Annotated in this window: 13 protein-coding genes; 1 reads left to right on the forward strand and 12 read right to left on the reverse strand. The window is 44.6% G+C overall.

The genetic code is table 11. The annotated features are described in order from the left end of the window. Positions 1-5: 5 nt before the first annotated feature. The 9 genes from AC58QT_RS10995 to AC58QT_RS11035 all read right to left on the reverse strand — a co-directional run bounded on the left by AC58QT_RS10995 (position 6) and on the right by AC58QT_RS11035 (position 20,031). Entirely contained in the window at positions 6-1,823 is a 1,818-nt protein-coding gene (locus AC58QT_RS10995; protein WP_497409008.1) for a sensor histidine kinase, read from the reverse strand. Positions 1,824-1,900: 77 nt separating this feature from the next. After that, positions 1,901-3,469, reverse strand: a complete 1,569-nt coding sequence (locus AC58QT_RS11000; protein ID WP_497409009.1) for an extracellular solute-binding protein — start codon at positions 3,467-3,469, stop codon at positions 1,901-1,903. A gap of 53 nt (positions 3,470-3,522) precedes the next feature. Next, positions 3,523-4,389 (reverse strand): carbohydrate ABC transporter permease, encoded by an 867-nt coding sequence (locus AC58QT_RS11005; protein ID WP_497409010.1) that lies wholly within the window; start codon positions 4,387-4,389, stop codon positions 3,523-3,525. 24 nt (positions 4,390-4,413) lie between these two features. Next, positions 4,414-5,388, reverse strand: coding sequence for an ABC transporter permease (locus tag AC58QT_RS11010; RefSeq protein WP_497409011.1), 975 nt, complete (start codon positions 5,386-5,388; stop codon positions 4,414-4,416). Positions 5,389-5,612: 224 nt separating this feature from the next. Next, positions 5,613-5,933 carry a hypothetical protein gene (locus tag AC58QT_RS11015; protein WP_497409012.1) on the reverse strand — a complete coding sequence of 107 codons (321 nt, stop codon included), beginning with the start codon at positions 5,931-5,933 and terminating at the stop codon, positions 5,613-5,615. A 780-nt stretch (positions 5,934-6,713) separates the two neighbouring features. Continuing rightward, on the reverse strand, positions 6,714-16,265 hold the full coding sequence (locus AC58QT_RS11020; RefSeq protein ID WP_497409013.1) for a glycosyl hydrolase 115 family protein: 9,552 nt from the start codon (positions 16,263-16,265) through the stop codon (positions 6,714-6,716). Positions 16,266-16,444: 179 nt separating this feature from the next. Next, on the reverse strand, positions 16,445-17,326 hold the full coding sequence (locus AC58QT_RS11025) for a carbohydrate ABC transporter permease (RefSeq protein ID WP_497409014.1): 882 nt from the start codon (positions 17,324-17,326) through the stop codon (positions 16,445-16,447). A gap of 12 nt (positions 17,327-17,338) precedes the next feature. Further along, positions 17,339-18,295: an ABC transporter permease gene (locus AC58QT_RS11030; protein WP_397340387.1), complete on the reverse strand. Its 957-nt coding sequence runs from the start codon at positions 18,293-18,295 to the stop codon at positions 17,339-17,341. Positions 18,296-18,351: 56 nt separating this feature from the next. Beyond that, a complete protein-coding gene (locus tag AC58QT_RS11035) occupies positions 18,352-20,031 on the reverse strand; it encodes a type 2 periplasmic-binding domain-containing protein (protein ID WP_497409015.1) in 1,680 nt (559 codons plus the stop codon). A 219-nt stretch (positions 20,032-20,250) separates the two neighbouring features. Here AC58QT_RS11035 and AC58QT_RS11040 point away from each other — a divergent pair, with 219 nt between their 5' ends. Beyond that, the gene (locus AC58QT_RS11040; protein ID WP_497409016.1) at positions 20,251-22,713 is read left to right on the forward strand and encodes a helix-turn-helix domain-containing protein; all 2,463 of its coding nucleotides are present in this window, start codon (positions 20,251-20,253) and stop codon (positions 22,711-22,713) included. Positions 22,714-22,855: 142 nt separating this feature from the next. On the opposite strand, the gene AC58QT_RS11045 is transcribed toward AC58QT_RS11040, so the two are convergent. From AC58QT_RS11045 to AC58QT_RS11055, 3 genes are read right to left on the reverse strand one after another with little or no spacing between them, the layout of a single operon-like run. Then, on the reverse strand, positions 22,856-23,764 hold the full coding sequence (locus tag AC58QT_RS11045; RefSeq protein ID WP_497409017.1) for a phytanoyl-CoA dioxygenase family protein: 909 nt from the start codon (positions 23,762-23,764) through the stop codon (positions 22,856-22,858). Between the two features lie 36 nt (positions 23,765-23,800). After that, positions 23,801-25,351 (reverse strand): ABC transporter substrate-binding protein, encoded by a 1,551-nt coding sequence (locus AC58QT_RS11050; protein ID WP_497409018.1) that lies wholly within the window; start codon positions 25,349-25,351, stop codon positions 23,801-23,803. Between the two features lie 53 nt (positions 25,352-25,404). Continuing rightward, the gene (locus tag AC58QT_RS11055) at positions 25,405-26,367 is read right to left on the reverse strand and encodes a carbohydrate ABC transporter permease (protein ID WP_497409019.1); all 963 of its coding nucleotides are present in this window, start codon (positions 26,365-26,367) and stop codon (positions 25,405-25,407) included.

Genomic DNA, 26,367 nt, shown 5'->3' on the forward strand with positions numbered 1-26,367 from the left:
CCCCCCTAAACCATTAATCGTTTCGGTATTCGAATAAAAACCTTCGTTCCTTCGCTCCAAATGCTTTCTATCCACATGTCCGCCTCCTCCCCGTAAGTTAGCTTTAAGCGAGCCTTTACATTACGCAAACCAAAGAGATCAGCGAAACTGAGCTCTTCATTAATGATTAGCGGCATATTTTGGACGGTTACCTGTTGTAACTGTTCTTGGATATACTGCAGCCTCTCTGGCGTAATGCCCACTCCGTTATCGCTCACTTCCAGCAGAACGTCCCCCTCTGGCATCAAATCACACTTCACATGAATATCCGAATTCCCTGATTTGCACTCGACTCCATGAATAATCGCATTCTCTACGAGAGGCTGCAACAGCAGTTTGACCAGCTTTAGTTGTGAACACTCAGGATTCATAACAACATGCACCCGAAGATTATCCTGAAATCGGATTTGCTGAACCTTCACATAATAGAGCATATGTTCGAAAGTTTCTTCAATGGTGAATCTATCCTTTTTCCCTTTTCCCAGACTAATTCGCATAAATTTAGAGAGATTGTAAACCATTTCTCCTATATCATCTACCCCGCTTATAACCGCTGACGAATAGATAGAATCCAATGTATTATATAAAAAATGTGGATTAATCTGAGCTTGCATGAGACGCAGCTCCGCTTGACTCGCACGAAGTTGTTGCTCATAAATGCCTTGAATTAAATGTCGCTGTTCAGCTGTCAGCAAATTAAACGAGTCCATCAAAAATCCAAATTCATCCTTGCGCTTGTGTTGAATAGCCGTATCAAGCTGTCCTTGACGAAACTGCTTCATTCCCAAGATGAGTTTAGTCAGAGGTGAAGAAATACCGCTATAGACGAACCAAGAAATCCATACAGCTACAATGGCGCTAATAAAAATAGTTAGCAGTGTATTCCGCTGTACCTGCCGGGTCCAAGCGAAAATTTCTGCTTCCGGCTGAATCATCACTAAAGACCAGCGAGAGACGGCTGATGTCGTTTTGACAAAAAGCTGCCGCTCTCCGTTCATCTGCTGCCGTTTTGTCCAAATATGGGAGTTCTCCTCATCAAAATCGGAGGCGTTCAGAGGGCTGCTGGAACCTGTTCCTACAATATACCTCTTCTGACTATCATAAAGATGTACCTGAGCATTACCTTTGGGCAGCAAGTGTTCAATAAGCTTTTTTAAGTAATCGCTGCTTACGGTCATGAGCACAATATTTTGTTTACTTTGCGGATCGCTGAAATTCATTAGACGCAGCAAGTGGATGTTATTTTGATCTACATCGTTTCCAAAAATGGTCTGAATATCTTTCTTTTCCTCGCCAGGTCGGACGATAACAATATTTCCGTTGGACTCTACCGTCCTGCGAAGTAAAGGAATTTGCCCAATGTTATCCAGCTTTCGATACGCGCCATTGCTAATGAGAAATCCAGAAGGTTGATGTAGCACAGCCGCCTGATTAATCGCTTTATTCACTGATGTCATGCTGGAAATTTGCGAAGAAGCCTTCTGAAACTGCAGAATATCTGTAGCTGTAGGTACTGCAGCCCCGTCCTCAAACGTTCGAATTAAGTACGGATCTGTAGCCAGCGTTGTGGACATATCATAAAATCCTTGCATGATGAGATCGATGTATTCCAAGGATGATTCCATCCCGTTGATCGTTCGCTCAGCAAACTGCGCTTCCATATTTCGCTTCGATTGCACATTGGAGAGTAGGCTGACTGTCACTAAGGGCAGCAAAATAATTAAAAAGTAAACCGTTAACCGAACTTGCACCGACTGTTTAAATCTCCTGTACATCCATGTCATCCCCAAGCACTCCTCTTCCTGTAAAAAAGAAAACAGGGAAGAGGGCGCATGTTCTGGCTGCGCGCTCTTCCTGAGCTTTATTTCTTTTTATTCGTTTTGTACCACTCGTTCACTTCTTTGGTAAGCTCTTCGCCGCCATCTTTCAAAAATTGCGCTGTAAACTTATCAAAGTCATCTAATGGCAGTGCTCCCATAATAATTTTCGTTAATGTCTCCTCCGTCATTTGGTTCAATTTGACACCATATTTGGCAAGAGCAGGCGTCGGAGATCCTGTGTACTTATTTGGAATGACATTCTTATTAATGATATTGATATTCTCGTTCATCTTAAATTCAAGCCCCGTTGCGTCCAGACGTTCCCCTTCCAGCTCCGCATCCCATGTACTTCCCAAATCCACTAGGACGTTGCGGTAAATATGTTTCTCGTGGGCTGCAATATCAATCGTCAGTTTGCCATCCTTACGGTTCCAAATGTTATGCTCAGGCAAGCCAAGTTTAATCGCTTCCCAATTTTCTTTCTTCATAATAAAATTCAATAATTTGATCGTACTTTCCGCATTTGTGCTCTTAGCCGGAATTACCATGTAAGCAGCAACTGGGTTCTTGGAGCCAACGCCGGATTTTCCTTCAGGACCAACTGGATAAGGCAGGGAAATCCATTCAGCCTTTGGATCGTTCTTTTTACTGCCAAGAATGATCGTAGGTTCTTTCGTATCAAACCAAGTAGCCGAGAAAATGCCGACCTTGCCTGACACAATTTTTTCTCCAATATTTTTTGGCTTATTCAAAGCCCATTCTTGATCAAGTATCTTTTGTTGATAAAGATCTGCCATATATTTTAGGGCTTGCTTTGTTTCTGGAAGCACCAGCGCATTTACCAGTTGGCCATTGCGTTCAACCCAGTTGTTAACTTTAATCGCCTCGTTGGTCGCAATCGGTACGCCAAAAGCTCCGAAATACGTACCAGAACGAACTAGCTTCTCGCCTATCAACATGCCGATTGTATCCGCTTTACCGTTTCCGTCTGGATCCTGCTCGGTAAATGCTTTCATGACTTTCGTGTATTCATCTAACGTTTTTGGTGGTTTTAAGCCAAGCTTATCCAGCCAGTCCTTGCGCACATACATAATTTCGTCGCCAAGCTTCGTAGAAACCGTTGGCAGTGCGTAGATTTTCCCATCGAACGTTACGCGATCCCATATATCCGCAGGTATGCTTTTCTTAATATCCGGGGCGAACTTATCGATTAAATCATTCAATGGCAGTATCGCCTTTTGTTTCGCTAAGTTGGAAACCCAACTGACATCACGTGAATGAATGAGGTCGTATTGCTCCCCAGATGCTAGTAGCACGTTCAACTTATCTTGATAGCCATCTGCAGCCAGCTCGTTAAGCTTCAGGTTAAACCCGCTTTTCTCACGGATATATTTGATATAATCGTTGTTATTCGCATCGGTTCCTTCTAAATACTTACGACCATTGTTATTGATAACAAAATTGAGATCCACAGGCGGCTTCTTCACGTCAGGCGTGCTGCTAGTCGTTGTTGTAGTTGTCTTATCCCCTTGCGCACAGCCAGATGCCAATCCAACTAGCAAAAGCGATGCAACTGTTAATGATACACTTTTCAATAATTTGTTGTTCATATTGTAGCCTCCTCTAATAGTATAAAACGTGTAAGCCTTTTCATCTATAGGAATTATCCTTTTACTGAACCGATAAGGATGCCTTTAACAAAATAACGCTGCAAGAAAGGATATACCAGTACAATGGGTAACGTACTCACAATTAAGGCAGCTGCTTTCAAGGACTCGATTGCCGCAGCATTCTTCTCCATCGCTCGCGTCTCCAGATTCGTTTCATTAGAAAGAATCAGGTCTCTCAAATACATCTGTAAGGGATGCAAATCACGTCCATTTAGATAAAGCACGGCATCGAAGAAAGCATTCCAATGAGCCACACCGTGGAAAAGCGCAATGGTCGCAATGACTGGCATAGAGAGTGGAATCACGATTCTAAAAAAGATCCCCGTGTTGCTGCATCCATCCATTCTTGCGGATTCTTCCAACTCCATCGGCACGCTTTGAAAGAAGCTGCGCATAATAATGACATTAAAAGCGCTAATCGCACCGGGAATAATCAAAGCCCAAAAAGAATTGATGAGGCCTACTCCTTTTACAACCAAATAAGTAGGAATGAGTCCTCCAGAGAACAGCATGGTAAACACAATCATGAATTGAATCCACTGCCGTCCTAAAATGTATGGCCTCGATAAAGGATAGGCGAGCAAGCTTGTCAATGCGACACTAAGTATGGTGCCAATCAGTGTTCGAGCGACGCTTACACGAAAAGCTTGAATAAAAGCCGTGTCTTTAAATACATTCTTATACGCATCGATATTCCAGCCTATCGGCCAGAAGCCAACGATTCCTGAAATAACGGCTTGTTGACTGCTAAACGATTGGGCGACAATATGAACGAAAGGCGCTAAAGCAAGCAATGAGAACAAAGCTAATAGCGAATAGTTCGCGGTTGAAAACCATTTTTCCCCTCTGGAGCCTAACATCCTAGTAACACCTCCCTTCCACGATTAGTACAAGCCGTCTTGACCGAACTTCTTAACCAACTTATTGGCAACGAGTACAAATATGAGACTGACTACCGATTTAAATAGTCCAATGGCCGTGGTATAGCTGAATTCGGCTTGTGCAATACCCGTGCGATACACATAAGTCTCAAATACATCAGCCACTTGGTAAACAAGGGAATTGTAAAGAATAAAGATTTGTTCGAATCCAACATCTAATACATGACCCAATCGCAGCAAGAACAAAATAATAATCGTGCTCGTCAGCGAAGGCAAAGTAATATGCCAGAGTTGCTTCCATTTGTTTGCGCCATCCACAACAGCAGCCTCATACAACTGTGGATCGATTGAGGCTAAAGCTGCCAAATAAATGATCGCCCCCCAGCCCACATCTTTCCAAATATCGCTCGCGACCAATACAGTACGGAACCACGCAGGATTAGCAAGGAAAAAAATGGGCTCCAGCCCCATAAATACAAGCAGCTTGTTAATTGTTCCGCTAGTCGGTGATAAGAGGGTAATCAGGATACCACCCAAAATGACCCAAGACAGAAAATGGGGCAAATAAGCTAAGGTCTGCACAGTTCGTTTAAAAAACATGTGTTTAATCTCATTCAGCAGCAGGGCTAAAACAATCGGACCTGGGAACCCCCAAACAATTTTATACAAGCTAATCAATAACGTATTTCGAAAAATCGAGTAGAACTGTGGATCTGAAAACATGTTACGGAAGTGCTCCAGCCCGACCCACTCGCTGCCAGTAAACCCAGCAAAAATACTAAAATCTTGGAAAGCAATCACGATGCCAGCCATTGGCACATACTTAAACACAATAAAATAAATAATGCCAGGAATCATAAGTAGATACAGATCCCAATAAGATCGAAAATTTGCCAAGTAACTACGGCCTAATTGAGACTTCTCTGCTTTCTGTAAGGTTTTTCTGCTTGCTTCTGAGGATAATGTATTCGATTGCATGTCCTTGCCTCCTTACTGTTTAATTAGAGCATCAAGTATGCGCCTTGTTTATTGCGGCTATGGCTCCGGAAACGCCTTGACTCATTTGCTGATCTCCTTATTACTATAAGGTATAGCTTTTCCAATGCGTATATAGGCACTATGACTTCTTATAGTTCGTTTATTACCATTTGACCAAATGAAAAAACCTTACGATTTCTCGTAAGGTTAGATTAAATCGGAGCTTACAGTAGGGAAATTACTAGCAAGTTATAGAGTACCAGCGGTAAAATCACATTTTGCTGATAAGCCCATGGACTCGGCCCCCATGGATTAAAGAAGGCTCGGTTGTCGGACTGCCCAACCTGCAAATAGAGATGACCCTCATCTATATTTACAATAACCCCTTCATGTACTTGCCCATTCATCATCTTGATACGAACTGGCCGGGAAATATGATGATGGCAGACATTATAAAGCTTTTCGTGCACAGATTTAACGGATTGCGAGAAAGCTGGATCGGCTTGATACAAGGGTTGCTGTGGTTGAGGCAAGTTAGGAGACATGGCAATTCCTCCTCATGTTCATGTTGTTAGATTATCCTATGCAGGAGCCTAGACAGATGTGTGCATGAAGCGTCGTCTACATGGTTCAGATACATACCGGCGGCCTTCTCTTATAAAAATTTCTTTGCCACTTCGATATCTTGAGTTTGCAGAACAATGCCATTTTCATCGAGTATGAGATATGTGGGGAATCTATTAATGCCTATACCTTTTGCAAATTCCCCACCATTGTTTTGACTATTTAGTCTTTGTAAACGCTTGCTATTTAGACATTCTCAGTCCTCATTTTCAGACAATTGTTCAATCGCTTGGAGAGTCCATTTCTTTTCCGACCTGAACTTACCCAACATACTTTCTATCAACTCTATGGCGATTTCATTTTAACACTCTCCTCCAAGTAAGCTTCCCGCTTGTCTCGATTACCCGGGAAATAGAGGTAGGACGAATTGTCACTAAGTTGCACTAGAAATGTCTCCGCTAGCTTACCGCATGAATTGGCATCATCGAAGATCTGCAAAACTCAACAATGATAACTGGCAGAAAAATAATCAACGCTCCCGTCTTTCAAGGACGGGAGCGTTGATCAGGTAGGTTTTATCGTTACATAGGACCAAGATATGTGTTCTAATTTGTTGAATTACCTCGGCAGCTCATCACGAAATGAAAAGGTCTCTGCTGTTAAACGAGAACCTAACAAGGATATATAAACTCATTCGCCTCTTTGACCTTTCTGGCATCCCCCGCGATCAAGTAGGCTTGGAGGAGTTTTAGTAACGCTTGTCAGTTACTTCTCCAAGCGATAAAGCGCGCAAGTACTGCTGATACTTCAGCTCGAGAGACAACACTGGCAGGTTCCAGAAGGTTCCCTGGCTTGCCATTCAGGATACCCGTCGCCACAGCCCACCTCATGGCTTCACTTGCCCAAGCGGAAATATCGTTGCTGTCGACAAAGCTTTTGCTGTTGCCGTTCGCAGCAGATTGACCGGCGTACCGATGTAAAAGAGTGATTAACTGCTCCCGGGTTATCGCAGCCTCCGGAGCGCTGCCGTCGCTGATTCCAGCAGCCACAGCCCAATCTTGCGCGTTGCTGTACCAATTTGCGCCGCCTTCAGCTTGTGCGCCGTCCAACCGGGCTAATACGGTGAATAGCATTGCACGGCTCATGGACGCATCGGGGGCAAAAACCCTTTGCTCTGTTCCAAGGAATAGTTCACGACTGGTACTAAAGGCAATTGCCTCGGCAGCCCAATAGTTGTCAGGAACATCCCTAAAAGTGATTTTATTGTCTATGAGTTTTACCGTCATATCTCCCGAAGCTATGAAACTCAATCCATCTTCTGTTAGAACAGAGGTCCCAATGATTTGCCTAGATCCGTCTTTCCTCACCATAAAGGCAACTGTGGTGGCAGAGGCATGCTTGACAGGAATCGTAATCCGCGATTGCGTAACTCCTTCGGGCAGATGAACGTCGGCTGTTACTTCCCCATGGGAAGACGTGATGGTCTCAACCTTGACTCTATTCATATCGGTGACGACAGAGCGGCTGCTTCCGTCGGACCTCGTCACGACCTCGCGCTTACTTCCATTCTGCCCAGTGAAGACTTCCGTAACTGTGCCATTGCTTTCTTTGGTTACGACTTTATGGTCTCCGTTTGGCCAAGTCGTAGTCTCGGTCAACGTTCCGGTCGTTTGGTCGGTGAGTATAGTGCTCGTACTTCCGTCCTCGTGCTTGATTACAGTGGCAGGTGCAGTTGGGACGGTGGCACCGACATGTCCGTCGTAAGGGCTGGCTTCTTCTTCAAATATCGTCGTAGTCACAAGGCAAGTCGCTGTGTAAGTGCCGTCTGCCGTGGTCACCGTAATCACAGCAATCCCGGGGGTGTGAACACGCACGAGACCGTTTTCGTCAACCGTAGCTACATTCGGGTTTGACGTGCTCCATGTTACAGTCTTGTTAGCCGCATCAGCAGGTTGTACATTTGCGGTGAGCTGGACGGTGGAGCTTCCATAGTTGGTATACAGCTGAGCATTGGTTTTGTCCAAACTTACACCTGTCACATAGACTGGTGGATTTCCAGGATGGTCAGGGCCACTGTACACACTAACTGTCACTGTGCTCGTATCGGAGTAACCACCATCTACTGTCGTTACCGTAATTATGGCTACGCCTGTGGAATGAGCTGTTACAAGACCGTCGTATACAGAAGCTACGACAGAATTTGAAGTATTCCACGTTACAGCCTTATTGATGGCGCCAACAGGCTCTATCCATGCAGTAAGCTGAACAGCAAGGTTTCCATAGTTGGTAAACAGATGGGCATTGCTTTTATCCAAGCTCACGCCAGTCACTTTGCCTGACAGACTAAAGGGCAGAATGTTCAGCTCCATTTGGGCACTGGCTTTATGGGTATTGGTCTCACGGTATCGAACCCAATAAGTCCCGGGCGGCAAATTCAGGATAGTATCCCCCTCAACACTTGACCAAGTGTTTCCATAGTCCGAGGACCATTCCATGGAGCTATCTACGCCGATGATCCGACCATCATTGGCGCCTGCCGCTGTTTCATTAATTTTCCCGAGTCCTTCGGGGGCATTTGGTGTAACCGGCTTGGAAGGATTAATAATACTAACCTTAAAGTCGTCGAAGTCGATTGAGCCGTTAGGCATGTTATCCAATCCAAACCGCTGGCCAGTCAACTTGCTGCCGCCTGTGTTGCGGAACTTAAAGTCAGTGGCTACCGGTACAGAATCATTGTCCATATAGACGGTATAAGTCCGGGCGTCCCAGTTGGCCACCATTTTAAAGGTGTGCCATTGATTGTAATTAAACGATTTAACACTAACCTTATCTGCATTGGATGTGCCCTTATGCACTTTAATCTGATGCACGCCACTTGCATTCTCAAAGGCAGTCACCATGGCATAATTGTTAGTGCCGCTGTCGTTTCTCACCATGGCGCCATTGGCATATTGAAAGTTACCGTTAAATCTGGAGCGGTATTCGATGACGATACGCTGATCCGCAGCTGCCTTTACTTCGCCTGTATACGGCAGGAACAGATCGGCCTTGCCGGCAGTCGCAGTTGTCGTCAGACGCAGGAATTGATTCCCGTCCTCTTCTTGTACAGTAGCCGTAGCGCCATTGGTCAACCCTTCGACATTAAAGCCATAAGGAAATTTGCCTGCCTCATCACCGGAAAAATCTCTGTAAGCATAATAGGTCATGCCATTCTGTGTAAAAACGTGAGCGTTGTCCAGAGTTGTTTCAGCGGCAGTAATGGTATTCAAGGCTTCATCAACTTGCAACCTTGTAGCCGAACCGCTCTTTGCCAAGGCATCCGCTGCGTTAAGAGCACTCATTAAAGAGTCATAGGCAATCTGACGGTAACGACCGAGAGCATCACCTAATGGGTAAGAGATCCCGGACATTTCAGCGCGCTTCGCGTTAACAACTTCTTGGAGTCTCTGTCCTTCAGTGCTCTCTGTTCGGAGAGATGGTTTCCATAGGGCGTCTGTTGGAGTCTCACTACTCTTCGTAAGGTAGATGCGGTCTACATACAGACCGTCCTCGCGCATCCACAGGCTGAAGGAATGCTCAGCGGTTGTGGCGACGTTAACCTTGCCCACGTTTTTCCAGTGCCATTTCTCATCCATATTATTGGAGAAAAAAACATCGGTCGAGAAGTTCCCGAGACTACCATCAAGACTGCCACGAATGGAGTCGGAAGCGTTGTCTACATACCGCCAGCGCACCCAGACGTTATAAGTCCCCGTGTTGCTAAAATTGATTTTGTACGTCAATTCCGGACTATACACGGGGAATTCGGCATTCTCTGACCACTGTCCGCCTCGATCGGGAAGACGCATTGCCATGCCAGTGTCTGATTGTGTAAGGCGCCAGGCATTGGGAATTTTCCCTGCTAACTGGGAAGCCTTATCCCGTTTTGAAACGGTGTACGCTTTCATATCAGCTGTAATCTGGCTTTCAGATGCAAGATCATGTTCCATGGCGTACTCGGCCTCAAGGCTTAGCTTTCCATCCACTTCAACAAAATCGCCCGCTCCCCAGCCAGCCGGGATGTTTTTCAGTTCGGCTGCTGTTGAGATCCGGGGCAGAGAATCGGTGCCCGAGTTAAACGCTGTATTGAATTCATGATGGTAACTCTCGTCTGGACCAAGCTCGGTGGGAATGACACCCTCTGGACCGGTGTACAGCACCATCTTGTCAATCATGATAAAGCTATCCACCATCCACAGCTTGATGGTATGTTTTCCAGCTGACAGTGCGGGCAGATTCACCACATGCTTCTCAATCATGTGGAAGAGATTGCTCACCCAAATGGTTCCTTGCCCCTCATCAGACGCAGCGGATTCCACTACAATCGGGGTTCCGCCATCCACAGATACGGCAAAACGCACCTTTCCCTTCGCGTTCAGCGTGGGGATCCTATATATCTCCAACGGGAACTGGCCCGTCGAGGTCAGGTTGATGTCATACTCCAGGCTGGGGGCAGTTGAGCTGATCGCAGATTCATCCACGGCGTTCAGGTCAGGCGCATAAGCACGCACGACATCACCCCCAAAAGCACGGCCCGCGTCATGGATGATTTGCCAGGTCTTATCTCCATTCGTATTCAAGCGGCTGTAATGCTCGGTTTCAATAGATACATAGCCGTCAGCCTCTGCGTATCCAGTGATTGCGGACAGGGCTATTGTCGGATTCTCAATCGCCACCTGAATGGTCTTGGTGGTGTTGGTCGCAGTATCAGTAATCGAAATCGTTGCGGTTGCACCTTTGTGTGCTTCCATCCCATCAATCGTAACCCAGAGACGTGTCTCGTCGTTGACGGTTCCGGCTGAGGAAGAGAGCTTTACCCAAGGCTGATCGGCAGCGGCAGTCCAATTGATACTGCCAGCTCCCTTATTGAAAACGTCGATGAATTTACCATCCTGATTATAAGGAGAAAATATAAGCTTCGTGTTCCCCTGAGGCGCTGCCTCACCCTGCACAACCACACCTAAAGATGGTTCGCCCAGCACCAACGCTGGCGTGCCAGGGGGAAGCTGGTTAATGACAGGGGGCGACGCATTCTCGGGATCAATGAAGCCCTTCCACTTGCCATCTGCCATTGTGCTGTAACGCGCAATTTCCGCTTTCTTTGCCAGATCAGCTTCCTGAGAAAGTTTGAGCATAGCGTCGGCGGAAGCCATCCTGCCCTGATCGAAGGCCAAATTACTTTTATCCGCATAATAGTAGGCTTTATTGACATAATACGCCCAGTTAATTTTGGATTGCACCAGTTCATAGAAGGCCAGCTTCTGCGTAGCAGGCAGCGCTTGATAAATCGCCGCAGTGCGGTTGAATAAATCCTGATACACGGCCATCCGCTTCGAGTTCTCATCTCCGTAATGCGTCTGGTTGAATAAGCCATCCTTCATATGCTCAAGCTTGCGAACGTTGGCATGATGGTAGAAAGTTGTGAGAATATCAGCAACCTCGTTGCTATACGGACTGCCGAAATGTTCACCAATCCAGTCTTTCAGAAACTGATTCGGCTGATTTTTGTACTTCTCTACGTCCCATCCATAACGGATAAAATAGGTCATCTCAGCTTCTTGCGGCTTGATATCGCCCACATTCAGTATCCAGGACTGCTGGATATGATGCTCCCAAGACTTGCCGAGCTCCTCCCCCATTAAGGCAAGGGGGATTGAGCTGAGCCACAAATAGCTTTGGTCGACAGGAGCCCAGTAGGAAGCGTGATAGTATAACCCGTGTCCACCTTCGCGTGTGCGTTCTACAGCGTCAGGCATCCTCCGCATGATTCCGTGATTATCGTCGGTCCAGATGACTGTCACATTCTCGGGCAGATCAAATCTGGGGTGATTATAGATAGGCAGGACTTCCTTATACGGAATAAACGCCTGGAAGGACTTCGCATATTTGTCCTGACCCAGTATTTCCTTAAGCAAGAGCTGCTGATCACGGATAATCTCATTCATGAGACCGGCTTTCCGCTCCTCCAGATCATTACCTAAGTAATTATAGGCAGGTTCCATGAGATTCTTTACATTAAAGGCCTCATCATGTATGCCCCGCATACCTAGTGTCCATTGCGCATCGGTGTCTTTATGGCGTTCAATGTTTTCCCGCCAGTACTGGAGCACAGCCTCCTTGCTTAGGGTGTAGTCATATTGGATCGTGTCGGGATTAACACCCTTCTGTCCGGCATAGTTCATTTTCCACTCCTCCCACTCGTGGGAGTTCGTCCGCAGGAGCATATCGGGGTGACTGGAGCCCAGCACGATGCCATATTCCTTCACCAAATCAATATTGCCCGGTACATTGTTAATCGAATTGACGTGCATGGCTGCCCAGATGTAGTTGCCTTTCAGCCGCAAAATGAGCTCGAAGATTTTAGCATACGTTTTCGGCCCCATGGTGTCAGGGTCTTTAAACACCTCGGATGCCCAACGGCTGAGCTTCTCCTCATCATTGAGGAAAACCCCACGGTACCGCACATCGGGCATATCTTTGACGGAAGTACCCTCAGCTACATAGACTGCATTCTTCGTTTTGATGGCTGCATCAGCAAAAAAATACCAGGGGTTTACACCCATTTTTTCCGAAAGCTCGTATACCCCAAAGATGGATCCGCGAGAATCCGATCCTGCTATGACTAGGGTATTTTCGTCTACCACCTTGATTAAGTAGGCTTCCCATCTATCTTTGATAGCGTTTACTTCACTTTCAGTAATTTTCCCTTCGTGAACTAATGCCTTGATTTGAGCGCTTCCTTCCAGTGTCCCAACGATCACGACAGGACCTGCGGGAAGGGTAGCTGCACTGCTCACAGAGGTGTCCAGATTGGTGACCCGCTTGATGTCCTCCTTCAAGTCTTTCACCACGCGTCTAACTGAGGCTTCCTCCGCAGCGTCAACCCAAATGGCTGCTGCCGATCCGTAAGCCGCTAAAGGGAAATCGCCAGCTTTCCCCGTTTCCGAAACAATTCCTCCGTCAGGATTAGCAGGTGGTTGAGTAAAGCCCCTAAGGGTCAACACCACATGAGGACTGGCTGTATGGGTATTCGTCTCCCGGTATCGAACCCAATAAATCCCGGGCTGCAGATTCGGGATGGTGTCCCCTGCCACATTGGACCAGGTGCCCCCATTGTCGTGGGACCATTCCATGGATGCGTTCACACCGGTGATGCGTCCATCATTTGCTCCAACCGCTGTTTCATTAATTCCTTTAAGATCTTTAGGCGCAACCATCGGCCCTCCGATAACCATGGCTTTGAAGTCGTCAAAGTCGATGGAGGCGTTGGCGTAGCCGTCGATTCCGAACCGCTGTCCAGTTAGCTTGCTGCCCCCTGTGTGGCGGAAGTTGTAGTCAGTAGCCACCAGAACATCGTCGATATAGACGGAATAGGTCTTGTTGCCCCAGTTGGCCACCATCTTGATTTTGTACCATGTATTGGTTTGATAGTCTTTGACTTTGACCTTCGTAGACGCTCCATTTTGCACGACAATTTTTCCCGTATCAAAAGCCGTGACCATCGAATAATTGCTAGTACCGCTGTCATTTCTCATCATCGCGCCATTGGCATACTGAAAGTTGGTGTTTAATCTGGCCCGATATTCGATAACGATGCGCTGATCCGAGTCAGCCTTTACCTCGCCTGCATATGGCAGGAACAGGTTCGCCTTGCCGGAAGTAGCCGTGGTGGTCAGCCGAAGGAATTTATTCCCGTTCTCTGCCTGTACAGTGGCGGTAGCGCCATTGGTTAGATCTTCGACATTAATCCCGAAAGGGTACTTGCCCGTCTCATCGCCGGAGAAATCTCGGTAAGCGTTATAAAACACACCATCCTGTGTACTGTTGAGCGAACCCAACAGATCTGCTTCCGCTTGAGCAAGGGAGCTTCGCTCCTGGTTAAACTGTCCTTCCTTCAGACTCGCGTCTGCGGATATTTCCTCCACATGACTCAGCTTGGCCAGAAGGGCATTAAATGCAGATTGACTATAGTTGCCCACGCTTTCACCTAAAGGGTATGAGAAATTGTCTATCCTGCTGTGAACTTGATTCACAATTTCATCAAGGCCCCAGCCTGGGACAACCTCCACGGAAGCGGCTGCAGATAGCTGCTCACCATTCCGTGTCAATATGACAGGCACCTGAACAGGGCCAAGCGAGTTAAAGCTAATTCCCTCCAGCTTCCAACTTACCTCAGCAATGCCACTCTCCCCCTTGTAAATCACGTCCACAACGCTGGGAAATTTAGGTGTGACACCTGAGGGAGTTTTGACTTGCGTAAGAATCTGAGGAACTTGAGAAGGATCAGGCGTTACCGTCAAATTGAGTTTTGCTTCCTTGCCACCGTATACGGCTTTAATCTCTGTTTCCCCCGGATATGTATCATTTACCTGACCGTTGACTGTTACTTTAGCCACGCCGGGGTTGCTGCTGGAATACGTGGCACCAGCCGTCACATCCTGAATGTCAAAGGTGTTGTAGCGTGCTGTTAACTGCAATTGCTTCGTCAGACCGCTGGTCAGAACGCTGTCCAGTCCGTTGATAACAATAGACTGCACATTCTTAGGTTCTGCGGCAACAGTAACTGTGGTTGTAGCCGTTTTCCCGTTATATGTCGCAGTGATTGTGGCACTCCCCGCCTTGAGCCCCTTTATTTCAGTCCCTACAATATCAGCAATCACTTGATTGGAAGAACTGAAGGAAACTCCGCTTTCAATAAGCGAATTGGAAGTGCCCGTTACCATGTATACAGGCAAACTACGACTTTCACCTAACCCCAGCGTGTACCCTGGAGAATCGAATAGAAACTCTGATTCAACTTCAAGCTGGGTGACATCCATACTGTCAATTTGGGCAATGTTGGTACCCGTCCCGAAGCGGATGCTATTGTCGCCTTGTTTAAGATAGACTTTTGCCGTGGATGCCCCCCAGCGATTCCAGTCTGAATACACGACATTTAATTTGGCACCGGAACCGCCGTTGACCGACAAGATGTGGGAAGCATCTGCCCCATTCGGGGAACCGTTGGCATTACGCACGGACAGCACATAAAACCCCGCCTGTGGCACGTTGACTGTAAACTGGGCATAATCATTGGCGTTCTTGATATTAGCGATCTTCTTCCCATCGGAAGCGGTACTTTCTCCCCAGACAGCGGGACCGGTTCCGCCGTTGGGATCTTTCATCAACAGGGCTGACTCTGCCTCATAGCGCTGACGTACCGGCTCCCCTGAAGGCGTGGCAATCGGTTTGTTTGGATCGACGGGCTCGCCCAGGTTCGGCGTTCCGTCTGCATTCCAGGTGAATTTCTGAGTGCGAACATTGCGGGTCCACCCTGATCCCGGCCAGCGGGCGGAATGGTAGATAATCCAGTCCTCAGTGCCGTCGGGAGAGGTGGTGAGACTGTGGTGACCTGGTCCGAATACGCCGTTGGCACTGGAGAAAATTGGTTTGTCCTGTTTTACCCAGGAGTTGGGGTTCATCAAATCGTCGCCAATCTTGGCATTGATCAGTCCTAGGCAGTAACTGTCCGTCCAGCTTCCGTTTGCAGAATAGACCAGGTTAATGGTGTTGCCACGTATCGTGACTTCGGGGCCTTCATTAATCCTGCCCGGGGACGATTCCCAATCATGCTCAGGCGTCGATATTAATACACGCCCCGAGCTGATCGTCCGTGGATCGCTCATCTCAGCTATGTATAAATTTTGGAAACTCCCGTCCGTTTCCTCCCACCCGGACCAGATGAAATAGTGTTTCTCATTTATAGTCATCACAGTGCCATCAATTGCCCAACGATCGGTGGAATCGGTAATTTTACCTTTGAATACCCAGCTTCCGGTCATCGGATTCTCACTGGTGTTCTCCAGCACGTACATGCGATGGTTTGCGTTGGTTCCGTTGTCAGCTGCGAAGTAAATATACCATTTGTAATTACCATCCGTATCTTTGAGATAGTGCATTTCTGGCGCCCACACATTGGAACTGTAGTTCGTACCCTGAACTGGTGTCCAGGCTAAGCTCCTCTCGCCCGCATCAATGCCAGTGATCGTCTTCGATCTACGGATCATGATGCCGCTTGCGTTAACAAAGACGTTGTAGTAATATCCGTCCTTATGCTTGTAAACCCAAGGGTCGGCTCCCGCCTGCATGATAACATTGTAGAAATTTGACACTGAATTCGTAATTGGTTCAGACGACACCTGACTTGCCGCAACGGGATTACTCCATTGCGGCAGCGGTAGCATCAGCAGCACTGTGAGCCAAATGAACAAAAACCTGAACTTTTTATTGACCATCTGCAGTCCTCCTTGGAATCATTAGGAACGGGGAGAATGGCTAAATTGTTAGTTAATCGCCATTTTAAACCGCTTTCATTTTCGCTTTCTTGATTGCCTCATGTATGTAATTATACTTTTCGTCTCAAACATTAAAATGTAAGATATTAAAAAATTTTTGTAATAAATTATTGTTAGGTTTAACCCTTAAGTGCTCCAACCATTACGCCCTTAACAAAATACTTCTGCAAGAATGGATATGCCGCCAAGATCGGAAGTGTAGCGACCATGATGGTTGCATATTTTATCGTTTCTCCAATTGCTGCTCTGTCCTGAGCTACGGCTCCGGCCATCATATCATCCGTACTGTTGGAAATCAGGATTTCTCTCAACACCAACTGCAACGGCCATAATTCTCTATTTCTTAAGTAGATCATGGCGCCAAACCATGCATTCCAGTGACCTACCCCATAATACAGCACCATAACGGCGATGGTTGGCAATGCCAGTGGGATAATGATTCTAAATAATATGGTAAAATCATGTGCACCATCGATATAGGCTGATTCTACCAAGCTGTCCGGAATTCCCTGAAACGCCGTTCTCATAATAATCAGATTCCAGGTTCCGATTGCTCCAGGAATGATCAAAGCCCATATGGAATTCATTAAACCGAGATCCTTGACTAACAAGAAACTGGGAATCAGTCCGCCACCGAAAAACATGGTAATGACAATCAAGATCGTAATTGGCTTTCTCCAGAAGAAATTTTTCCTAGACAGAACAAAAGCTCCCATAGATGTCATGATAATATTGTAGGTCGTTCCCACCACGACAATAAATAACGTATTCATATACCCGGAATAAATCATGGGATTATTTAACACAGCTTTATAAGCATCGACGCTAAACTCTAATGGCTTTAGGAGCAAGCCGCTATGGGCTGTAAGCTCATCTGCACTGCTTAAGGATGCAAAAGCAACATAAACAAACGGATAGGCTGTGATCACAGCCAGTGCGATTAATACAATAACAGTCATCGAATCGAAAATGTAATCCCCGACTGTCTTTTTGACAACCATATCTTCCACTCCTTACCACAGGCTGGTTTCATTAACCTTCCGGCTAACATAGTTTGCTGTTACGATTAAAATCAGGTTCACCAAAGAGTTAAATAGCCCCACTGCTGCACTGAAGCTATAATTGGCCTCTACCAATCCGCGCCGGTACACATAGGATGAAATGATATCTGCTGTTTCATACGTACTCGGATTATAAAGCAAGATGATTTTTTCATATCCTTCACTCATCATATGGCCAAAATTCATGATTAATAGGATCACGATTGTGGGAGCAATTCCCGGCAGCGTGATATGAATAAACTGTCTCCATCTCCCTGCTCCGTCGATGGTTACCGCCTCATATAGCTCCGTGTCAATAGCGGACAAGGCAGCGAGATAGATAATCGACCCCCAACCTACGCCTTGCCAAATACCAGTGCTTACATAGATGGTACGGAACCATCCTGCTTCCACAAGAAACATCGTGCGAGATCCACCAAAAAAGGCAATGATATCATTGATCAGACCGCTTTTTGCAAAGAAGTCGATAATCATACCACAGATAACCACCGTGGAAACAAAGTGCGGTAGATAAGTAACGGTTTGGATCGTCTTTTTAAAATACTTACCTTTAACTTCATTCAGCAATAGCGCCAGAATAATGGGTGCAGGAAAACCAAAGATAAGCTGATAGAAATTAATCATTAACGTATTTTGGATGACTCTCCATGCGGAGAAACTGTTGAAGAAATCATGAAAATGTTTTAGTCCTACCCAGGTACTGCCCCAGATTCCTTTTACGGGGCTGAATTGTTTAAATGCGATGATAACACCGTACATGGGAACATAGTGGAACAAGATATACCAGGCTACTACAGGCAAGGCCATCAGGATCAACCATTTATTTTTCTTATAATCTTTTTTTATGGCCTGAATGAGGCTTGGTTTATTGTATATCAAAGGTTGCGGCTGTATCTTTACCTCTGGCACGAGTGGAACCTCCCTATATGGTGAAATGGGGGGGATTTCCCCCCTTTTCACTCGTACTATTTAAAGATGTCGCTGATATTAAACGATTGCGGATTTAATGCCTGCGGGAATTTCTTAATAAAACGATCATAGGCATTCTGTCTAACCTTGTTGATATCTTCAATACCTAATTTTTTGATTTGCTCCACATATTTGTCCCAGGTGGCATCTACATCCTCTTTGCCCATGAGCCACTTCAGGAACATTTCATCCTTATACGTGTTAATTTCATTTTGCTTGCTAGTGATCTGAGAAACTTCCTCCGGCGTCAAGTTTCCTCTATAGTTCTTGTTGGCTTTGGTGACTTGGTCCGCATATTTGGTCCAGACTTTCAGCGACTCTTGTTGCTGCGGTAAGACCATATACTGCTCAAAATACCTCTTGTCTTGTACGAAAGGGCCATCCTTCAGAGCACGGGTATACATCTGCCCCATCGTTGCAAAGGGCTGTCCGTTAGGATTATTCGTCACTAGATCCGTATATTTTGGATAACCGTTCTCCATCTTATAGCTTACACCTTCAATACCGAAGTTATAGAGCATAGAGCCTTCCTTCGTGTAACCATAATTCAGGAATGCCAGTGCTTCTGGAATATTCTTAGCTGCACTGGTAATATTCCATGTCCCATTATTAACGGTAGGTCCATCCTTGGGCATAAAGGGATTGTAGTCACCCTTGTTACGAACGAGATATGGCACAGCGACCAAGTCAAATTTGGGATCCTTGCTCTTCATCAGCGGCAAATATTTCCCGAGGCCTGAACCGGTATTTCCAAGAGTTGCGCCAGCTTGATTTGCGGTAATTTTGGCATCAATCGTTTTTCCATTATTCGTAGCCAATTCGGGGTCAAGTATGCCATCCTTATACCATTTCACCATCGTCTTGGTATATTCCTTAAATCTGGGATCAATCGCTCCGTATACGACCTTACCATTTTCAATGAAGTGATCTTGATTAATCCCCCATGCTCCGGTAAAGTAGGTTCCTTTAATATTTCCGACAGTTCCGGTAAAAGGTGCCGTTGCCCCCTTCTTTTCTTTGAAAGTTTTCATTACCGTATAGAATTCATCGATGGTTTCTGGCACAGGCATTCCCAGTTCAGTCAACCAATCTCTACGAAGAAAACCTCCAAAGAAGGTGAAGATACTTTGATCACCTTTGAGGAATGGGGCACCGAACTGTTTTCCTCCCTCTGTCTCTACATCCATTAACAGATCGGGATAGGTTTCATAGATTTTAGCCAGATCTGGTGCATACTTGGGGATTTCATTCTTTAAGTCAACCAGTATGCCATCCTCAAAGGCTTTTTCCCTTCCACCGGGATAATCCCCAAAGGTGCCCACAATAAAATCGGGTATGTCGCCGGATGTAAGCATCAGGTTAAACTGCTCTTTCGCCGAACCTTCTGTAGGATGAATATACTCAATCGTGACATTCAGTCTCTTCTGCAACTCTTTATTTAGCTCTGACTCGGCATAGTTCTTCATGATCGGAAGCGCAGTGCTCATCAGGGGATCCCAGACACGGAATTTTACCGGCTTCTCAAAAGGTAATTTTATTGCAGTCCCCGTCGGAGTCGAATTCGTTTGCTCAGCTTTTTTTTCCTCTCCTATACATCCTGACATCACCGTAGATGTCAAAAGTGCGATTAAGAGGGAACCCGTAGTCATCTTGTTAAAAATCTTTTTACTTTTCACAATTTTTTCTCCCCTCAAATTTCATATTTTTGCTACACGTAATTGTAACCTGACTGCCTACATGCAAACTTCACAACAATTACATTTGCTAGGGTAAGTGTAGTATTTCTAACAAACGTAAATCAATCTCCATCCAACAAAAAGCATATTGAATATCCCCAAAATCAATATTAAATATGGAAAAATCATCATCAAAAAACAAAAAACGGTGCCAAATTGATGGATCCAGAAGGTTCGCTGGCTCGCTCCAAGTTGTACGCCGTTGATGGTCTTGTAAAGCTTTTTGGGAAAATTATGGAATTTCATTCCTATTGTATAGTAGTATACTATTTAGGAACTTGCGGAATTTGGATACCTGAACTCACTAGTCAAGATAATGAGGGGGATTTCATGAACATAAAGCGTGTCTTGAACACTAGAAATAGTATCATTTACACCCAAATTTTATCTTATATATTGATTCTGTTAATTCCTATCATTTTCACTGGAATCGTTTATTTTGTTACTGTAAGAACGATTGAGCAAGAAACAAGCAGGGCAAATCTGGCTATGCTGAAGCAAGTCCAGCTCAATATGGACAATATTTTAAAGGATGCGGAGCGCTTAAGTTTTGACATTGCCTTTAACCCGGATATTCAAATGCTAGCTACTTCGCAGGAAACGAACTGGAATAACAAACAGTATGAGGTTGCTCAGATCGTAAAAGATTTCAAAAGGATGAATATAACGAATGGCTACATCGATGATTTTTATGTCTACTTTAAAAACTTGGATGCTGTGATATCTTCGTCAGCAGCTTCAAGGAGTAATTATATGTACTCTTTTCTTGTCAAGGATGGGCTAAGGTATGAACAATGGATAGATACTCTTCAACATGCATACAGCGGTAGGTATATCTCAAAAGACAATAAGACAAGCACAAATGAGAATTCAGGAGCGCTGGCTTACATGCGTTCAATCCCAATATCAAATTCGGGGGAACCTCTTGCCACAATCGTTATCCAGTTAAAAAGAGAACGATTTACTGAAATGATTCAAAATTTACAATCGGCTCAGTATGGAAGTATCTTTATTTTAGACAATGATAATAACCTTCTTGCATCGACTGCTTCTTTTCATTTATCGGATATCTTGCAGGTGGATGAGCTTACGCGTAGCGATAATATGCTAGTAAAAGGACAAGGAAAGGATTCGTTCATCATTTCCTATACGAAATCTGATGTATCCAACCTAAAGTATGTTTCCATTGTTCGGCGTGAGATTGTGATGGAAAAAAGTGAGTTTACAGAAAAATTAATGATTGCAAGTATTATTCTATGTTTAATTTTTGGAGGAGCCGTATCGGTTTTACTTACATGGCGTAATTATAATCCAGTTCGTAATCTGATCCGTATTGTCCAACATGGGAAAATTAAGAATTCCTATGACAGATCCAGTAATGAATATCAGTTTATTTATGAGGCCATCCAAGATGCTCTTCAAGAAAAGGAACATATTAACCTGAAACTGAAGCAGCAAAGTAGTGTAGTGCGAGCGGATTTTCTGCAAAAGCTTCTAAAAGGGAAGTTTGGGAATATATCTGTCCATCACAATGCCTTTTACGCGCTTGATATGCAGTTTAGATCCAGCGATTTTATCGTCGTGCTCCTATCCATAGAAGATAGAGGAAAGCTTATTTCCTTAGGAATTGGAGATGATTTTGAAGCAAAGTCTAAGCTCCCCTGCTTTGTCATCACCAATGTTTTTGAGGAGCTGTTGGGACAAAGGTATCAGAATTTCACCACCGAGATTGATGAGAAAATAGTATTCCTAGTGAACCTGCAGGATCTTGAAGCGGAAGATCATGTGCAAGAAATGGTCAACCTTACAGAAGAACTGCAAAAGTTTTTCGGGAAATATTACAATATGACCCTTACAGTTTCCATCAGTGATGCTCACTCGGGTATCCATGGCATGCAAGAAGCCTATCAGGAAGCCGCCCAAGCCCTAGAATACAAGTTAATTGCCGGTAACGGAAAGATCATCCCCTTCCAAAGTCTGAAATATAATGTCAGAGATTATGTCTATCCGCTTGAAAAAGAGCAAAAGTTAGTGAATTGCATCAAATCTGGAGAGTTTGAAAAAGGAAAGCAATTACTTGACGACATTATTCACTCTAACTTTATTGACAGCACCCCCACTGCTGAAATGACAAGGTATTTTATGTTTGATCTTGCAAGTACAGTTGTAAAAACAGTAAAAGAAATTTCTGCTGATGAGCCAGTGGAAAAATTATTTGAATGTGAAACCTTAGTGGAACTACAGACGGAAATTACAGCTACACTCGCATCCGTATGTAAACGTATACAGTCAAAAACCGGTAATCGTTACTACGAATTGAGCAGGAATATCATCGAGTTTGTAAACAGCCACTATGTAGAAGTTACCTTAAATGTAGCAATGATTTCAGAACATCTGGGGATTTCTCCAAGCTATATGTCCAAGCTTTTCAAAGAACAAACCGGAGAAACCTTGCCGGATTATATCAATAAAGTAAGATTGGAAAAAGCGAAAGTATTATTAAGGGACGAAAAACTCAATATCTCCGACGCAGCTGTCAAAGTAGGGTATTTAAACAGTAATGCGTTGATACGCAGTTTTAAAAAGTACGAAGGCGTCACTCCAGGAAAATATAAAGAGTGATGATCCCATTATTCCAGCACCGCTTGAATCTTACTTTCAGATCAGGCGGTTTTTTTGCGTTCAGACGTAAAAAAACAGAACCCCACACTATGGAGTCCCGATCTTAAACCTCTATTACCTATTATTCACGTACCTCTTGGATTCAAAGACCCAATGAATTCCGAATACTCATTTCTAAAGGCGAATAATCGACTTCCTGACTTCGGGTCAGATTCATACGCTCTTTTAACGGCGTAGTCTTATTGCACATGAAGCGTGGCATTCCACTGTGATTCTGAGATGCTGTGTGGTAAAGAAAAGGATGACATAGAATGATATCTCCTGCGGATGCTGTCGTCTCAACAACCCGCAATTCGATACCATCAGCATCTGTATGCCTCGTGTTCATAAATTTATCAATTCGGCTGCCCGCACTTTCATCCGCTGACTTCGTTAGCCCCGTTAATTCCGACAAGTACGGATGTTGCCTATTTAAGCTATCAATCGCAGCTTGCGATTCCATCCCCTCTGGATACCTAGAAAGAAACCGTGCTACCAGCTTATGTGAGCCTTCCAGCACTAACGTACCGCCACCATGAGGACCTATTTCTGAGAAAATACATAGACATAGGAGTCCTTGCTCGGGGCTATCGACATAATGGCGGAAATGAATACCATCCCAATGCCAACCATCTGTAGGCACATCCCACTCTCTGTCAGCCCCAAGTGCAAAGTTGACCGGCCACCAGCCCCACGTCGATTGAACCTCATCGATCCCATACACACCGCGATCTTGCCATCGATCCCATCCAATCAAATCCTCAATCGCATCCGCCATCCGTGCCGTATTGCACTGGTCAAACTCAGGACTGCGATATGCTTCCTGGATATAAATCATGGGTTTATCCCAAGTTGAAGGATCCTCTTGATGAACCCCTCTCTCGCGGAGCTTTCCCCATAGGAACTGTTGGCAAGCTAGCGCAGTTTCTCGCGGGAAGGCTCCGCTGACCTTCACCCAGCCAAGCTCCTTAAACTGTTCGATTTGTTCGGAACTTAATACCTTCTCAAACATATGAGCTCACCTCTAACTATTCATGTGATTTCTATCTTACTTCTTCGTTTTAACCCACTCGTCCAGTTGCTTTTGCTTTTCGGCAATAATTTTATCTACACCTATTGCTTTTAATTTACTGATATATTTTGGTAAATATTCTTTGGGATCAACGGTTCCTGAGAATAAACCAGGTTCAAACTCTTTTTTCGCATTATTAAAGGCGGCAATCTCATTTTTCACAGGTTCTGGGTTAAAAATAAATCCAAGTACACTTGCTGTTTCGGCCGATTCATTGAACTTTTTGAAATTATCCCACTTTTTCGGGTTTTCATTTGCCCACAGATAATCATTAAATTGGTTACCGAACATCCAAGCGCCATTCAAAACATAACCTGATGTTGTACCGTCTAAGCCAGCAGGGAAGTCAATAATATTGTCGCTCTTTTTAACAAAATGTTTTCCTTCGATTCCGAAAGCGAGCAAATTAACTAAATATTTGTCTGTATAAAGTAAATTCAGGAACATCATCGCGCGATCTGGATCCTTTGAAGTTCTGGAGATCGATGTCATGGATCCCGTCGTATCGGAAGTTCTAACGATCGGCTTGGTTAATTCTACTTGTACCCATTGAACACCGGAAGCCAAACTATCCTCAGCATCTTTACCAGGCTTAAGCTGTTGGACATACGAGAATGCCTTTCCAGCCTTTAAAGCCCCTGTCGTATCCCCAATGGTTGCAGCATCTTTATTAACGTAACCGGCCAAATACCACTTGCGGGCTAAATCCATTTGATCCCTTGCTTTTTGGGTTTCAAATGAATTAACAACTTTGTAATCTTTGGCTCCTCTCACCACTGAACCAGGACTGCTATCGCCTAAATCCTCATAATTCAACGGGTTCAGTACCCAATCGATACTTGTATCTTTATTCAAATATAGGGGAGTCACACCAGGTTCTTTATCTTTAATCATTTGATAAATCGGCTCTAGGTCTTCCACTTTTTTAATTTTAGTAAGGTCAATTTGGTATTTATCCACCAAATCTTTGCGCAGCATGACCCCTGCTTGACTAGCTATCTCTTTATTAATCGGTAAACCGTACTGTTTGCCATTCACCTTCGATCCATCCAACAAGACTGGATTAATTACTCTTTTGAGATCCGGTGCATTTTTTTCAATGAGTGCCGTCAAGTCAATAATATTACCTTGCTGAATTTTCGTACCAAAATTATCCCAGTTCATGGTTTGTAATAAATCAAAGGGTTCACTTGACGCAAATTTTAAATTGACTTTATCCTGCCAGCTACCCCAATCGATCACGGATAACTCAAAGGAAGCATTGATCTTATCCTTCAAGTATTTACTTACTTCTTGGTTCACCAGCGCTAGATCTTTAGGTGCACCTGAACCTGGAACGACCATCTTGATCGTGTACGGAGCCAACTCAGGCTTCTTGGACGGCTGGACCGTTTCTACTTTTTCACTCGCGACAGGTGTTGCGCTTGCAATTACTTCTTCTTTCTTAGTACTGCATCCTGTCATGACTACGGATAACGAAAGAAAGGTTGCCATGGATAATTGGACTGTTTTTCTCGTATTTTTCATACTTGACCTCCTAAGTATATGTCTACTATATACTAACCAGCGTTTAACTGGAATTAGCCTTTTACAGCACCAACGGTCAAACCTTTTACAAAATACTTTTGAAAGAAAGGGTACGCGAATATCATCGGGCCCGTTCCAATAATACACATGGCCATTCGAACCGTTTCATTCGGCACCTTGGCGATTTCGGATGAACTGATACCAGAGGCGACCTGCGCATTCGATATTAAAAACTGTAGATTGATTAAGACCTTATACATCATGTACTGGAGATTGATGATTTTGTCATTGTTAATAAAGATTAGGCTGTTATACCAACCATTCCAATAACCAAGGGAGTAGAACAATCCAATCGTCGCAAGAACAGGAAGAGATAACGGCAACACAATTTGCGCAAAAATCCTACCTTCACTTGCCCCATCTATACTTGCAGATTCAATAATCGAGGGATGGATCGTCGTTTGGAAAAATGTTCGCATGACGATGACGAAGAAGGCATTCATCAATAATCCGGGGATAATCAAAGCAAATATCGTATCTTTCATATGAAGAATATTGGCAAACACCAAATACCAGGGAACAAGACCACCGTCAAAAATCATGGTAAAGAAAATGATGAAGGAGAACAATCCACGATAACGAAAGTCATTTCTTGATAATGGATAAGCAAAGAGTGCCGTGATTAATAAACCAGTAATTGTACCTACAACGGTTACGAGAATGGAGATCCCATAAGCGGTTATTATATTCTGTATATCAAACCAGAGATATTGATAAGCAGCTAAGCTGAATTTGTGGGGAATTAACTTGTAACCTTCCAGCGCTACCCATTTTTCATCCGAGAACGAAACAGATACAACGAGTAAGACCGGCATGAGACTTAAGCAACTGTAGAACAGGAAAAAGAAGTTCAGCATGATGTTTGTTTTGTTAGTAATCGCAAGCGGATCTTTATATTTCCTTTTTATGCCAGTTTCATCATGTACACGCTTTTCCGTAGCCACAGATGTATCCAA

Source organism: Paenibacillus sp. J31R109, assembly GCF_059692055.1.